At 44.1% G+C, this 13901-nt stretch carries 12 protein-coding genes; 1 reads left to right on the top strand and 11 read right to left on the bottom strand.

Annotated elements, in window-relative coordinates:
• Positions 1 to 102: 102 nt before the first annotated feature.
• The 4 genes from rlmD to FILTAD_RS04055 form a co-directional block, all read right to left on the bottom strand.
• Entirely contained in the window at positions 103 to 1467 is a 1365-nt protein-coding gene (gene rlmD, locus FILTAD_RS04070; protein ID WP_124069240.1) for a 23S rRNA (uracil(1939)-C(5))-methyltransferase RlmD, read from the bottom strand.
• A 690-nt stretch (positions 1468 to 2157) separates the two neighbouring features.
• Positions 2158 to 2280, bottom strand: coding sequence for a cytochrome bd oxidase small subunit CydS family protein (gene cydS / locus FILTAD_RS16165; protein WP_282432568.1), 123 nt, complete (start codon positions 2278 to 2280; stop codon positions 2158 to 2160).
• A 15-nt stretch (positions 2281 to 2295) separates the two neighbouring features.
• Complete coding sequence (locus tag FILTAD_RS04060) at positions 2296 to 3321, bottom strand: cytochrome d ubiquinol oxidase subunit II (RefSeq protein WP_124069238.1); 1026 nt, start codon at positions 3319 to 3321, stop codon at positions 2296 to 2298.
• Entirely contained in the window at positions 3318 to 4664 is a 1347-nt protein-coding gene (locus FILTAD_RS04055; protein ID WP_124069237.1) for a cytochrome ubiquinol oxidase subunit I, read from the bottom strand. The genes FILTAD_RS04060 and FILTAD_RS04055 overlap by 4 nt, the downstream gene beginning before the upstream one ends.
• Before the next feature lie 296 nt (positions 4665 to 4960).
• On the opposite strand from FILTAD_RS04055, the gene FILTAD_RS04050 reads away from it, so the two are divergent.
• Positions 4961 to 5389, top strand: coding sequence for an NUDIX hydrolase (locus tag FILTAD_RS04050; RefSeq protein WP_124069236.1), 429 nt, complete (start codon positions 4961 to 4963; stop codon positions 5387 to 5389).
• 139 nt (positions 5390 to 5528) lie between these two features.
• On the opposite strand, the gene FILTAD_RS04045 is transcribed toward FILTAD_RS04050, so the two are convergent.
• The 7 genes from FILTAD_RS04045 to ligA form a co-directional block, all read right to left on the bottom strand.
• Positions 5529 to 6440 (bottom strand): diacylglycerol kinase, encoded by a 912-nt coding sequence (locus FILTAD_RS04045; RefSeq protein ID WP_124069235.1) that lies wholly within the window; start codon positions 6438 to 6440, stop codon positions 5529 to 5531.
• A gap of 107 nt (positions 6441 to 6547) precedes the next feature.
• Entirely contained in the window at positions 6548 to 7117 is a 570-nt protein-coding gene (locus tag FILTAD_RS04040) for a thioredoxin family protein (RefSeq protein ID WP_124069234.1), read from the bottom strand.
• A gap of 148 nt (positions 7118 to 7265) precedes the next feature.
• Complete coding sequence (gene gatB, locus FILTAD_RS04035; protein ID WP_124069233.1) at positions 7266 to 8696, bottom strand: Asp-tRNA(Asn)/Glu-tRNA(Gln) amidotransferase subunit GatB; 1431 nt, start codon at positions 8694 to 8696, stop codon at positions 7266 to 7268.
• A gap of 2 nt (positions 8697 to 8698) precedes the next feature.
• Positions 8699 to 10162: an Asp-tRNA(Asn)/Glu-tRNA(Gln) amidotransferase subunit GatA gene (gene gatA / locus FILTAD_RS04030; protein WP_124069232.1), complete on the bottom strand. Its 1464-nt coding sequence runs from the start codon at positions 10160 to 10162 to the stop codon at positions 8699 to 8701.
• 216 nt (positions 10163 to 10378) lie between these two features.
• Positions 10379 to 10666, bottom strand: coding sequence for an Asp-tRNA(Asn)/Glu-tRNA(Gln) amidotransferase subunit GatC (gene gatC / locus FILTAD_RS04025; RefSeq protein WP_124069231.1), 288 nt, complete (start codon positions 10664 to 10666; stop codon positions 10379 to 10381).
• A gap of 78 nt (positions 10667 to 10744) precedes the next feature.
• Complete coding sequence (locus FILTAD_RS04020; protein WP_124069230.1) at positions 10745 to 11875, bottom strand: CamS family sex pheromone protein; 1131 nt, start codon at positions 11873 to 11875, stop codon at positions 10745 to 10747.
• Between the two features lie 6 nt (positions 11876 to 11881).
• Complete coding sequence (gene ligA / locus FILTAD_RS04015) at positions 11882 to 13894, bottom strand: NAD-dependent DNA ligase LigA (RefSeq protein WP_124069229.1); 2013 nt, start codon at positions 13892 to 13894, stop codon at positions 11882 to 11884.
• Positions 13895 to 13901: the final 7 nt, after the last annotated feature.

Raw genomic sequence — 13901 nt, 5'->3', positions numbered from 1 at the left:
TTGTAGTATTTCAAGGTTTCTGGGTATAGGACTTTGTTTGAAACAAGCAAGAATTGACGTTTGCAAGGCTTTTATAAAGTGAAAGGGATTGTTGCTGGACTACTATTCCAACTCCATCAACGCCACACACTCTACATGCGAGCTCTGGGGAAACATATCCACAGGCTGGATTTCCTGAGTACGATAGCCACCGTCTTCTAAGATGCGCAAGTCGCGTGCTAGTGTACCGGGATTGCATGATACGTAGACGACACGTTTTGGTTTGTATTCTAAAATTGTTTTCAGCAGTTCTTCGTCACAGCCTTTACGCGGTGGATCAACGACCAGTACGTCAAAGCGTTTGCCAGCTGCGTACCATTTGGGTATGACAACTTCCGCAGCACCTGTTTCAAACTTGGCATTGGTAATGCCGTTCAATTCAGCATTGCGCTTTGCATCTTTGATTGCTTCCGGGACGATTTCGACGCCGTATACTTCTTTCGCTTTTTGGGCGAGGAATAGTGAGATTGTGCCGATTCCGCAGTATGCATCGATGACGGTTTCGTTGCCTCTCAGTTGTGCGTATTCAAGGGCTTGTCCGTACAATACTTCCGTCTGTATGGGGTTCACTTGGTAGAAAGACCTTGCCGATATTTCGAAATCGATGTTGCCGATTGAATCGACGATGATTGGTTTTCCGTAGAGTAGGTTTGTTTCATTGCCAAAAATGACGTTTGTTTTCTGGTCATTGACGTTTTGCATGATGGACGTTACTTCAGGGGCTACTCGTTTAATGAGATCGATGACTGCGTCTTTTTGCGGGAATTTCTTTTTACGCGTCACTAGGACTACCATTAGTTCGCCTGTAGCTCGTCCTTTGCGGACAATCAAATGCCGAAGCATGCCGCGATGTGTTTTATCATCATAGGCTTCGAGACCGATTGCGTGCATTTCATGTTTTAGCGTAGACATTAGTTCGTCCGCTTCTTCGCTTTGGATGATGCAGACATCCGTGTCGACGATGTGATGGGTGCGCGATTTGTAAAAACCGGAAACGACTTTGCCGTCTTGTTCGCTGAAAGGTATTTGTGATTTATTGCGATAGCGCCACGGATCTTCCATTCCTTTAACAGGATGTACGGGCACATGCGGCAATTTACCGATCCTGTCCATTACATCACGCACTGTTTTGCGTTTTTGAACAAGCTGCCCTTCGTAGGATAAGTGCTGCATTTGGCAGCCCCCACATTCCCAGAATACATGGCAAGGTGGTTCTACACGATGGGGCGATGCTTTGGTTACGTTTAATAGGCGTGCGAATCCGTAATTTTTTAATGTTTTACCAACTTGAATTTCTACTTCCTCACCGGGAAGTGCGCCTGGAATGAAGAGTGGATAGCCATCCACTTTTGCTACGCCTGAGCCATCGTGTGTTAAGTCTTCCACGAAGACGTTGAGTCGATCGTTTCTATTTATGCTAAATGACATTGTTTTTCCTCCAAATTTCGTATGCCTCTAGTTTACCATGGACGGGCGGGAAATTGGCAGGGGACTGATTTATATGAGGGGAGTTTTTGGGTAGTTGGTGGTTGTATGGGCGGTCGGCGATGGTGATTGATCGCTTATTGCTTTTTTTGAGCGTGGAGCGGCGGCGATTGATCGGTTCTCGCTTTTTTTGAGCGCGGGACGGCGGCGATTGATCGCTTCTTGCTTTTTTTGAGCGCGGGACGGCGGTGATTGATCGCTTATCGCTTTTTTTGAGCGCGGAACGGCGGTGATTGATTAATTCTCGCTTTTTTGAGCGTGGGGCAGCGGGGATTGATCGCTTATTGCTTTTTTTGAGCGCGGGACGGCGGCGATTGATCGCTTCTTGCTTTTTTTGAGCGCGGGACGGCGATGATTGAGCGCTTCCTACTTTTTTTGAGCGTGGGACGGCGGTGATTGATCGCTTATCGCTTTTTTTGAGCGCGGAATGACGGCGATTGATCGGTTATTGCTTTTTTTGAGCGCGGGGCAGCGATGATTGATCGGTTATTGCTTTTCTTGAGCGCGGGACGGCGGCGATTGATCGCTTCTCGCTTTTTTTGAGTGCGCGGCACCCGCTTTTGATTACTCACGCACAAACCGCCAGTAATTCCCCGTAAAAAAACAGACGTTATAACAACGTCTGCTCCCCATTCACTTCTTTTCATTCTCCATTTGTTTGTATACCGCACCGTCCATTGGGGCGATGATAAATGCTGCTGCAATTCCACCAAATAAGACAATGAACGGGGCGTAGAACATTAGAAAGTGTGTCATGAAGCGGTTCCTCCCTTATGCGTGATAATCGCCTTTTCCGCGTACGTAGTCTTTATCGAACAAGAACAAACGCATGAGTAGTACGATTGACGGAATGAGTAGACCCAATCCTAATATGAACGCGACAATCAGTGAAATTGCCATCGCGGGATTTGTAAAACTGTCGTAAATTGTTAGGTACGGGTATAGCAAGTATGGATAATGCGATGCACCGTAGCCATAGAATGCGAAGATGAACTGTCCGATGAGTAGGATGAAAGCCCAGCCGTATTTCTGACGTTTCCATAATAGCCAAACCGTTCCGATGAACATCAGCGCAGAAATCAGGAACATCGGCCAGAAATCCTGAATATTGACGTAGTGCGCTGGATTGTGTCTTCGCAATTCAAAGATGATACCACCTGCCGTAATTGCTGTAGGCAATGACCACACAAGTGCGTATTTCCGTAGAAGATCTGTCGCTTCCGGATCCCTTGCTTTATTGGCATACCAGGTTAAGAATGTCGCGGATATATAAAGCGTGGCTGCAATACTTAATACAACAACGGCCCATGTGAGCGGGCTTGTGAACAGCATCCAATAATCGAGTACCGGGTTACCGTCCACCATGGAGATGAACCCGCCTTCGGAAATAGTCAAAACGATGGAAAGCGAAGCTGGAATCAGTATCCCAGCCAGTCCATACATGAATGAATATCCTTTGTGCCCACGCGCACCATACGTTTCAAATGCATAATACGAGCCACGAATCGCTAATAGTACAATTCCGATACTGACTGGAACCAACAGCGTTGTTCCATAATAAAAAGCGGTTTTCGGAAAGAAACCGATGATTCCTACGAAAAAGAACACGAGGAATACATTCGTCACTTCCCAAACGGGTGACAAATAGCGTTGGATAATTTTGGTTAGAGTGTGTTCATGTGCCGTGATCCTACTATATGCATTGAAAAACCCTGCCCCAAAGTCGATTGCACCGATTAGTATATAGCCGAATAGGAAAGTCCACAGGACAGTAATGCCGATTATTTCAAGCGTCATAGCACGTCACCGCCCTTTTCCGTTTCACGGTCTTCAATCTCTTGTTCCACAGGATTTTTACGGAACATCCGCGTTAAGATGACAACACTACCCACGCCGAGGATCAGGTATAATAGTGCAAAAAGTATGAGCATCAGATCGACTTGACCACTTGTCGTGGCGGCATCTTCCGTCCGCATCAATCCTCTGAGAACCCATGGCTGTCTTCCGACTTCAGCCAGCCACCAACCTGCTTCTATGGCGATTATCGACAAAGGTCCACCAAGTACAATAAGCCAGCGGAACCATTTTGCGTGGATAATCTTCCAGCGACGTTTCATGCCAATCCAGTAGATGCCTGCTAATGCGATCATTCCAACGCCGATTGTGACCATCAGATCGAACAAATAATGGATGTATAGCGGAGGCACTTCATCTTCCGGAAACTGGTCAAGTCCCACGACTTCCGCCGTAAAACTGCTATGTGCAAGGAATGACAAACCGAACGGAATTTTAATGGCGTATTTCACTTCTCCATCATCCAGTACACCGTACATAATCAGCGGTGCATTTTCTTCCGTTTCAAAATGCCATTCCGCAGCAGCCAGTTTTTCGGGTTGGTATTCAGCAAGGTATTTCCCAGAGAAATCACCGACGATTGCAGCCGCGATTGCAAATACCAGCCCGATTTTCATCGTAAGGTAAAGCGCTTTTTTATGGTATACATGATTGGACCCTTTCAACAACCTGAATGCAGCAATCGCCGCAAGTACAAATGCAGCTGTCATATATGCCGTTACGACGACATGCGCTACTTTCGTCGGCATTGCCGGGTTGAACATTGCAAGAAGTGGGTTAATATTAATAAGTTCCCCGTTTGAAATATCAAATCCGCGTGGTGCATTCATAAACGCGTTCACCATCGTAATGAATACAGCCGAAAACGATGCGCCCACAGCAACCGGGATGAGTAATAGTAAATGTTTTTTCTGATTCTCAAAGCGATCCCATGTGTATAAATAAATTCCTAGGAATATTGCTTCAAAGAAAAACGCGAACGTTTCTAGGAATAATGGGAGAGCGATGACATTTCCCGCTAGTTCCATGAAATTGGGCCATAACAACGATAATTGCAGGCCAATCGCTGTTCCGGTTACAACCCCTACAGCAACCGTGATGATAAAACCACGTGCCCAGCGGCGTGCCAGTAAAATATAATGCTCATCATTTTTCTTAATTCCTACCCATTGGGCAATCATAATCATGAGCGGAACCCCAACGCCAATTGTGGCGTAAATAATGTGGAAGGATAAGGTTAACTCTGTTAATACGCGTGAATAAAATACAGCTTCTTCATTTCCCATACTGACAATCCCCCTTCATCCTAAAGACTCTATCGAAAGATTCTACTAACTATGGACAACAACATAATACCCGCGACGATGAAAGCCAACCACATTAGACGTTTCTCATGTACCTTATACATAAACACACACGTCCTTCCCTCTCTATACTTACTCTAATCTATACCCAATATACCACCTGTTAACTGCTATTTTACTCGGCAGAAATGAATTCTTTGTGAAGCACTTAAGTGAGCGCCTCTTGCAAATTATCGGAATCTTGTGTATCATAGAAAGAATAAAGCGAGGTGAACACAGTGGAATTAAAAAGAAAAGTGCTTGCGTATATTACAAAAGGGGAAGGCGCCAATCTGGAAATCCTTGTGTTCGAACATAAGGATAACCCGTCAGCTGGCACACAAGTACCGGGTGGAACGATAGAAAAGGATGAACTTCTTATCGATGCCCTTTACCGGGAGGTCGAAGAGGAATCAGGTATCACACGTGACGAGCTTATTTTGAAGGGCAAAGTAAAAAAGATGAAGTATTATCCAGAACACAAATCTGCCGTGTATGAACGAAATATATTCCACTTTTTGTTTGTGGGAAAAGAACGTTCGGAATGGGAGCATCGTGTTGAAAGCGATGGTGCTGACAATGGATTGATATTTTGTCTTCGTTGGGTACCTATAAAAGAGCTGCCTGCATTGGCCGTTGATCAGGACAAGGCAATTGTTTTCATCTAAGAACTATACAAAGTGCTTAGTTCTTAAGCCGGCCTAGCTAAGCACCATTGTTGGCCTCGTCAGGCATTTGAACTGGACAACAAAAAAGCTGTATGAATGGCCTACTAAAGGCATTCATACAGCTTTTTCAAGCTTCATCTTATATGCGGTCCTGTACCCGCAAGTCGTCAAGTGGTGCGAACATGTCGATATGGCGATATAAGTTTTGAAACGTTGCAGGTATAGGACCTCCTGCTTCACCATCTAAATTCAAAAGAACCTCAGCAGGTGACGTCACTGTAATCTTTTCAGCACTACTCGAAATGACAAGCGGATCATCCAAATGCTCTCCTCTAATTGCAAGTGAAACGATGCGAATGAATTCTGCTATGTTGCACTTTTTTAAAATAAGTAAGGTGAATTTACCGTCATTGATACTGGAATCTGGTGCAAGCTTTTCAAAGCCTCCGACCGAATTCGTCAAACCGACAAGGAACATCATTACTTCACCATCAAAAACTTCCCCGTCGTACTCGATCTTCATACGGGAAGAATGGATGGATGGCAACATTTCAATCCCCTTTATATAATAGGCAAGTTGCCCAAGCATCGTTTTCAGCTTACTCGGAACATCGTAGGTCAATTCCGTCATTCTACCGCCACCCGCTATATTAATGAAGTGACGATTGTTCATCAAACCAACATCGACTGGAATTGTTTCCCCTTTAATAATGATGTCCACTGCATCATTGATATCGCGCGGGATTCGTAATGCTCGCGCAAAATCATTTGTCGTTCCCGTTGGAATGAGTCCGATTTTAGGTCGGTTCTCGAATGGACTGACGCCAGCAATAACTTCGTTCAGCGTCCCATCACCACCTGCCGCAACGACAAGGTCGAATCCTCTTTCAACAGCAGATTTAGCAGCCTCTGTTGCATCTCCTGCACGCGTTGTAGCATGGCAAGACGTTTCATAACCAGCCTTTTCAAACTTTACCAATACTTCAGCAATATGCTTGCGAAATACTTCCCGCCCTGACGTTGGATTGTAGATAATACGTGCACGTTTCATTGGAACTTCCCTCTCTATTCAAACAGCCAATTTTAATAAGTAAACCCATCACTAGAGGACGTTGCATTCCTGATACGAGTTGCAACGCCTCCATTCTATTCATCAAGTCAAGCTTGTTTCTGTAAAGCTGGAAGAAACATTTTTCGGATGTCCTCATAGACACTTAGCCATAGCTCAGGCTTCGTTGTAAATTCCGCCATAAGCTGCTCATAGAACTCTTTCTGTTTCGCTTCATAATCCGGCATGTCATTGTTTGGTAATTCTTTACGTCGACTCATGACATCGTCTTGAATAATTGGCGAACGGGGTCCCCATTTTGCTTCTACTTCCCCGTCTTTCCCGAGTAACAGATAGATTGGAATGGAGCGGCCCCCGTTCGTCAAATGCCTATCAATCAAATCCGTATCTTCGTCTCTATATACGGCACGCACATCGAGGTCTGCAGCTTCGCAAGTTTTGCGGAGGATGGCGTTATTTAACATCGCATCCCCACACCAATCTTCTGTAATAGCAAGGATATTCGGTTTCTTTTCCTTCAGCAACGCTATGAATTCATCGTCCTTGGGCACTTCAAATTGTTCATAAATACGAAAACTGTTTTCCTTATGCTTTTCCATCTTATCCATATACGTTGCAAGTGGAATCGCTTCATCGAAATACTGTTTTTCTGTTTTCATCAAAAATCCACGCTCCTTTCCTTTAATTGTACGTTCTTCTTCCATGCGAATCAAATTCTTAAGATAGCGTACAGCCTTTTCAGAAGAAAAAACGCAAAATACGCTCTACAAATCGACTAAGATAAGCCTTTCGTAGAGCGTGCTGATATTAGCGTTTCCCAATTTCTTCGAGAAGGATTTTATTGACAAGTGGCGGATTGGCCTGCCCTTTTGTCGCTTTCATGATTTGACCGACGAGGAAGCCGATTGCACGGTCTTTCCCGTTTTTATAGTCTTCAATTGATTGTTCGTTTGCATCGAGGATGTCCGTTACAAACTTACGGAGCGTAGCATCGTCGGAAATTTGGACAAGTCCTTTTTCTTTTACGATAGCCGCTGCGTCTCCGCCGTTTTCAATCAGTTCTTTAAATACTTTTTTCGCGATTTTCGATGAAATCGTTCCATCAGTCAACAGCTTGACCATACTTCCTAGACCAGCAGGTGTTAACGCAGTATCGCTGAGTTCTTTTTGTTCAGCATTTAAATAGGCGGATACTTCACCCATGAGCCAGTTGGAAGCTAGTTTCGCGTCAGCACCAGTGGCAACTGTTGCGTCAAAGAAATCGGACATGTCTTTAGTTAGTGTCAATACCATTGCATCATATGCAGGCAACCCGAGCTCGTCCATATAACGAGTTTTCCGTGCATCTGGAAGTTCAGGGATTTCAGCACGAACACGTTCAATCCAAGCCTCATCGATATGAATTTCAGAGAGATCCGGATCGTTGATGAAACGGTAATCGTTCGCACTACCTTTCACACGCATAAGAACAGTTTGGCCTGTAGTATCATCGTAACGACGTGTTTCTTGTACAATTTTTCCGCCAGAGAGCAGGACTTTCTCTTGTCTTTCGACTTCATTTTCAATTCCTTTACGTACGAAGTTGAACGAGTTCAAGTTTTTCAGCTCTGTTTTTGTACCGAATTCTGTTTGTCCGAATGGTCGAAGGGAAATATTCGCATCACAACGAAGTGATCCTTCCTCCATACGTACGTCAGACACGCCTGTGTATTGAATGATTGCTTTCAGTTTTTCAAGGAATGCATATGCTTCTTCAGGTGAGCGGATGTCCGCTTCTGTGACGATTTCAATAAGTGGTGTCCCTTGTCTATTCAAGTCGACAAGTGAATACCCATTATCAGAGTGCGTCAGCTTCCCTGCATCTTCCTCTAGGTGAACACGTTCAATACGGATTTTTTTCTTTTTCCCATTCACTTCAATTTCAATCCAACCGTTGGAGCCGACTGGACGGTCATCTTGGGAAATTTGATAGGCTTTTGGATTATCCGGATAGAAATAATGCTTTCTATCAAAGTTCATGACCCGTGCTACTTCACAATTCAGCGCAAGGGAAGCTTTCATGCCAAAATCTACAGCACGCGTATTCAGTGTCGGCAACGTACCAGGATAAGCTAAATCAGTGACATGAATGTTCATATTCGGTTCCGCACCAAAATGGGCAGGTGCTGGTGAAAATATCTTTGTATTTGTTTTAAGTTCTACGTGGACCTCAAGCCCGACAATCGTTTCAAAGTTCATGGTTAGTTCCCCTCCCCAATGGTTGGAGTGCTTGTATGGAAATCAGTTGCTTGCTCAAATGCATGTGCTATTTTGTAAAGCATTGATTCATCGAAATGTTTACCGATAATTTGCATGCCTATTGGCAGCCCTTCTGTAAATCCGCATGGCACGGAAATAGCTGGTAATCCCGCAAGATTGACAGGTACCGTTAATACATCGTTTGCATAGAGTGTTAACGGATTATTAAGGAGATGTCCTATTTTGTATGCCGGTGTTGCGGAAGATGGACCAATGACCACATCATAGTTTTCGAATACCTTTGCAAAGTCCTGGGCGATTAATGTCCTGATTTTCATTGCTTTTACATAAAGATCATCATAATGATCCGCGCTTAGTGCATATGTTCCATAGAGAATGCGTTTTTTCACTTCTTCTCCGAACCCTTCGGAACGTGAACGCAAGTAAATCTCTTCAAGGTTTTTTGCATCAACGGGACGATAGCCATAACGAATGCCGTCAAAACGTGCAAGGTTCGATGATGCTTCACCTGTAGCAATAACATAGTACGCTGGGGATGCATATTTCAAATGTGGAAGTGAGACTTCTTCCCATTTTGCACCTAGTGATTCAAGAACTTTTAGTGCTTCTATCACTGCATCTTTCACTTCTTTTGCGACGCCTTCTCCAAGGTATTCTTTTGGAACGGCAATTTTTAAGTTTTTCACATCGCCTGTCAGCGCAGCTCCGAAGTCTGGAACAGCCAGTGATGATGAGGAAGAATCCCGGCGATCGACGCCAGCGATTGCACTAAGTAAAAGTGCATTGTCTTCAACATTCCGAGTGATTGGGCCAATCTGGTCAAGTGAAGATCCATAAGCTACAAGACCGGAGCGAGATACCCGTCCATAGGTCGGTTTCATACCGACAACACCACAAAATGCGGCAGGTTGACGAACAGAACCACCTGTATCAGTTCCTAAAGAGAAGAGCACTTCTCCTGCTGCAACTGCAGCCGCGGGACCACCTGAAGAACCCCCTGGTACATGGGCTAAGTTCCATGGATTATGTGTTTGTTTGAATGCGGATCGTTCAGTTGTCGATCCCATTGCAAATTCGTCCATATTCAGTTTCCCGACAGTTACCATACCTGCGTCATTGACTTTCTCAACGACTGTCGCGTCATAAACGGGCACAAAGTTTTCAAGCATTTTACTACCACATGTAGTAACAATCCCTTTTGTGACGATATTGTCTTTTATCCCAATCGGCAGGCCGAAAAGAGGTCCTCTTTCTGCATTAGGCTGGTTATCCAGTTGTTCAGCTTTCGCAAACGCTTCCTCTTCTGTTGTTGTCAGGAAAGCTTGTACATCCCCATCTACTTTAGCGATGCGCGCAAATGTTGCTTCGGTTAATTCTTTGACAGACACTTCCTGGTTATGTAAAAGTGTTTGAAGTTCTGCTACTGTCTTTTTCAATAACGTCATCTTTTTCCCTCCTCAAATCACTTTAATCAATCGCGCCTCGGCGTGATTGCGTCCAGATTTTGAATTGAGCTTGCTCAATTTATTCCCTTCAAAATCTGTGACATCCGCCGGAGGCTTTAACTTGATTCAGCAGGGGTTTGAACCCCCACTGAATTGAATGCATATCTAGCATTCATCCCGCCATTTATGGAAGTGGGGGACTTCTGCTGAATTAAGTTAAAGGATATTCGGCACTTTAATCATTCCGGCTTCATGGTCCTTCACACTCTTTAGCATTTCTTCACGATTTAGTATATCCGTTGGTACATCTTCACGCAGTACATTGAAAAGCTGTAACGGATGCGTCATCGGTTCAACGTTATCCGTGTCGACCTCACTTAATATATCTGCAAAACCGACCATGTCATCAAGTTGCCCAGCAAACTTTTCCGCTTCAGCATCTGTCACGCCGATTCTCGCGAAATTCGCGAAATAAAATACATCTTCTTTCGTAAACTTGGTCATATCCTTTTACTCCTCCTATTCGGTCAATTGTACGATTAATCATAACACCAAGTTATAAACATGAGAAGTTATGACTTGTTAGTACCCATAAATATGGACATATGGTTTATGGTCACCTGCTTCTTTCACAATAAGTGCTTCCGGACCATTAACGGATGAAATGCTTACTTCTGTAAGGATATCAGAAAAGTATTTCGTAACAAGTGAAGTTAAATATTGTGTAAACCCAATTGTTTCGCTCGTTCCGGAAAATTGGATGGGTATTTCGATATTCAAAGAACTTAACTTGCCGTCTTTATAGAAACCTGTCCCCACCACACTAACGAAACTAGGAAAATAATCATCAATCTCTTGTTTGAAATGAAGAAAAGCTGTGTTCATTTCCCTATATTTATCTTTTGACGTTGGGGTTGGAAACAGCACATACTGTTCATCGACAATTGTCCATTTCGAAGGAGCTGCTTTGCCTTTTTCCGCAATTGCCGTTGCAAAATAAGTACCCGGCACAATCGAGTTACGGCTTTCCTGTTTAAATAGGCCCACGACAATTGGGATATCTTCAAGTCCTTTTTGCGAACGAAGACGTCGAACGATTTCTTCACTCATTTGAATTCCTTGCTTTTCTATCGTTTTGTCGGGAATATCTATTTCCTTCCCACTCCTTGAATAACTGATTGTGTTAAGGGCAAGTCCGATTGATATACCTGCCAAACGCACCTTTTTGTCATCCGTCATGACTAGGTAATTCTGCTCGACAATATGAGAAAGATAAACAGGCGCTTTTTCTGCCACTTCATCGTCCGACATTTTTTCCGTCTTTGCTGGATTTAACCCTTCTTCATTTGTTTCACTTTTTCTTGATAGCCAATTTATGGCTGTATCCTTACTAATATATTGCCCCTCTTGGAAGAAATGATTTTCAGGGTCGAATTGTTTTGTAGAAAGACGTAATAATCCCTCTTCAATTTCTTTCATATCATATTTCGAGTAAACCTGATCTACAATCAGTCCTCGGCTTGCGCTTGGTTTGAATGGCAATAGCGTGCGGTAAAACTCATCTTTCAACTGAACTTCTGGAATGATGACTGTTTCTTCTATACTTTTTTCGTTATCCTGAACAACTTTCTCTTCTTTCTTGCCAATTGATGGCATACACCCTCCAAGAAAAAGAACTACTGCCAGTCCAGGAATTACAAACAATCTTTTCATATTAAATTACTCCTTTTCGCCGAGCGCTTCAATCAACTCCGCCTCATCCCACACAGGTATGTCGAGTTCTTCGGCTTTCGCCAATTTGGAGCCGGCATCTTCCCCCGCAATGACAATGTCTGTTTTTTTACTGACACTGCCGCTAACTTTACCGCCAAGAGCTTCAATTTTCTCTTTTGCTTCCCCGCGGGAAAGGATGGATAACTTCCCTGTCAGGACCACCGTTTTTCCGGCAAAAGGACCTTCTGTCGGCAGTCCTTTCTTTTCAAGTCCTTTATAGACCATATTCAATCCGTATGTCTCAAGCTTATGGAGTACTTCCAGTACATCCTCATTGTCGAAATAGGTTGTGATGGAGTCTGCCACCTTATCACCAATTTCGTGTATGGATATGAGCCGATCTGCATTTGCTTCCATTAAAGCAGATAGTGTGCCAAACTCTTCGGCAAGAATTCGTGCTGCTTTTTCACCTACATGGCGGATACCTAGACCAAAGAGCATTTTTTCAAGTGAGTTCTCTTTTGATGATTCGATTGCAGCTAATAGATTCGAGACCGATTTTTCACCCATCCGTTCAAGATTCAGCAATTGCTCGGTTGTCAGTGTATACAAATCCGCTACATCGTGCACAAGACTCGCTTCATACAACTGATCGACAACACGCTCACCAATCCCTTCGATATTCATCGCATTGCGTGAAACGAAGTGAATGATTGCTTCTTTCATTTGAGCAGGACATGTCGGATTGACACAGCGCAGGGCGACTTCCCCTTCGATTCGAATGAGCTGCGAGTCACATACCGGACATTCCGTTGGCATATCAAACGGCAGTTCTTCACCTGTACGCTGTTCGATAAGTGGGGCGACGACTTCAGGAATGATATCACCCGCTTTTCGAATGATGACGGAATCCCCGATTCGAATATCTTTTTCTTTAATAAGATCTTCATTATGAAGGGATGCCCGGCCAACTGTAGAGCCCGCTACATGTACAGGTTCCAGTATTGCTGTTGGTGTAACGACGCCTGTCCGACCGACACTTAGTTCAATGTCCAGCAACTTCGTAGTGACCTCTTCGGCAGGAAATTTATAAGCGATTGCCCATTTGGGACTTTTCGCAGTAAATCCTAGTTGTTCCTGATCCTCGAATTTATCGACTTTCACGACAATCCCATCGATTTCATAATCGAGATCCGCCCGTTTTTCTACCCATTTACCGATGTAGTCAATAACTTCTTCAATTGATGTACATCGTTGCCGCTCTTGATTGGTTTCAAATCCAAGCTTTGCTAGATGATTGAGAGCGTCCGATTGACTGTCTTGTCCGTACGCACTTCCGTCTCCGCCGATTCCATAGACAAAAACGGCTAGATTACGGCTAGCTGCGATTTTGGGATCCAGTTGACGAAGTGAACCTGCCGCCGCATTTCGTGGGTTTGCAAATGGCTCTTCACCCGCCTCGTCACGCTTTGCATTCAATTTAGCAAACGCCTTCTTCGGCATATAGGCTTCACCGCGTACTTCAATTGAAACAGGTTCTTTCAAACGAAGTGGAATCGTTTGGATTGTTTTCAAGTTCATCGTGATTTCTTCACCGACTCTTCCGTCACCACGCGTTGAACCTTGTACAAACTTCCCATCTTCATAGCGGATAGCAATTGCAAGGCCATCGATTTTCAGTTCGCAAATATAGGATATATCATGTCCAGCGGCTGCTTGGGCACGTCTATCGAATTCCCGCAAGTCTTCATCATTGAACGCATTGGAAAGGCTGAGCATCGGAAACGTATGGAGCACTTTTCCGAAACCCGTCAGAACTTCTCCGCCAACACGTTGGGAAGGGGAATCCGGGAAGATTAAATCTGGATTTCCCGCTTCAATCTCAAGTAGTTCTTGCATATATTGGTCGTATAGTGCATCGGAAACTAGCGGCTTATCTAGTACATAATAGGCATGGCCATACTCATGAAGTAGATTATTCAGTTCCTCAACCCGCTTTTCGAGTTCAATTCGATCCATAACCGTT

The organism is Filibacter tadaridae, assembly GCF_900609045.1.
GTDB lineage: Bacteria > Bacillota > Bacilli > Bacillales_A > Planococcaceae > Sporosarcina > Sporosarcina tadaridae.
This window is presented reverse-complemented; position numbering and strand designations above follow the sequence as displayed.

What these genes read in the sequence shown, in the direction of transcription:
- rlmD (WP_124069240.1), bottom strand. Translation starts at nt 1,467, where the DNA reads ATGTCATTTAGCATAAATAGAAACGATCGACTCAACGTCTTCGTGGAA.
- cydS (WP_282432568.1), bottom strand. Translation starts at nt 2,280, where the DNA reads ATGACACACTTTCTAATGTTCTACGCCCCGTTCATTGTCTTATTTGGT.
- FILTAD_RS04060 (WP_124069238.1), bottom strand. Translation starts at nt 3,321, where the DNA reads ATGACGCTTGAAATAATCGGCATTACTGTCCTGTGGACTTTCCTATTC.
- FILTAD_RS04055 (WP_124069237.1), bottom strand. Translation starts at nt 4,664, where the DNA reads ATGGGAAATGAAGAAGCTGTATTTTATTCACGCGTATTAACAGAGTTA.
- FILTAD_RS04045 (WP_124069235.1), bottom strand. Translation starts at nt 6,440, where the DNA reads ATGAAACGTGCACGTATTATCTACAATCCAACGTCAGGGCGGGAAGTA.
- FILTAD_RS04040 (WP_124069234.1), bottom strand. Translation starts at nt 7,117, where the DNA reads ATGAAAACAGAAAAACAGTATTTCGATGAAGCGATTCCACTTGCAACG.
- gatB (WP_124069233.1), bottom strand. Translation starts at nt 8,696, where the DNA reads ATGAACTTTGAAACGATTGTCGGGCTTGAGGTCCACGTAGAACTTAAA.
- gatA (WP_124069232.1), bottom strand. Translation starts at nt 10,162, where the DNA reads ATGACGTTATTGAAAAAGACAGTAGCAGAACTTCAAACACTTTTACAT.
- gatC (WP_124069231.1), bottom strand. Translation starts at nt 10,666, where the DNA reads ATGACCAAGTTTACGAAAGAAGATGTATTTTATTTCGCGAATTTCGCG.
- FILTAD_RS04020 (WP_124069230.1), bottom strand. Translation starts at nt 11,875, where the DNA reads ATGAAAAGATTGTTTGTAATTCCTGGACTGGCAGTAGTTCTTTTTCTT.
- ligA (WP_124069229.1), bottom strand. Translation starts at nt 13,894, where the DNA reads ATGGATCGAATTGAACTCGAAAAGCGGGTTGAGGAACTGAATAATCTA.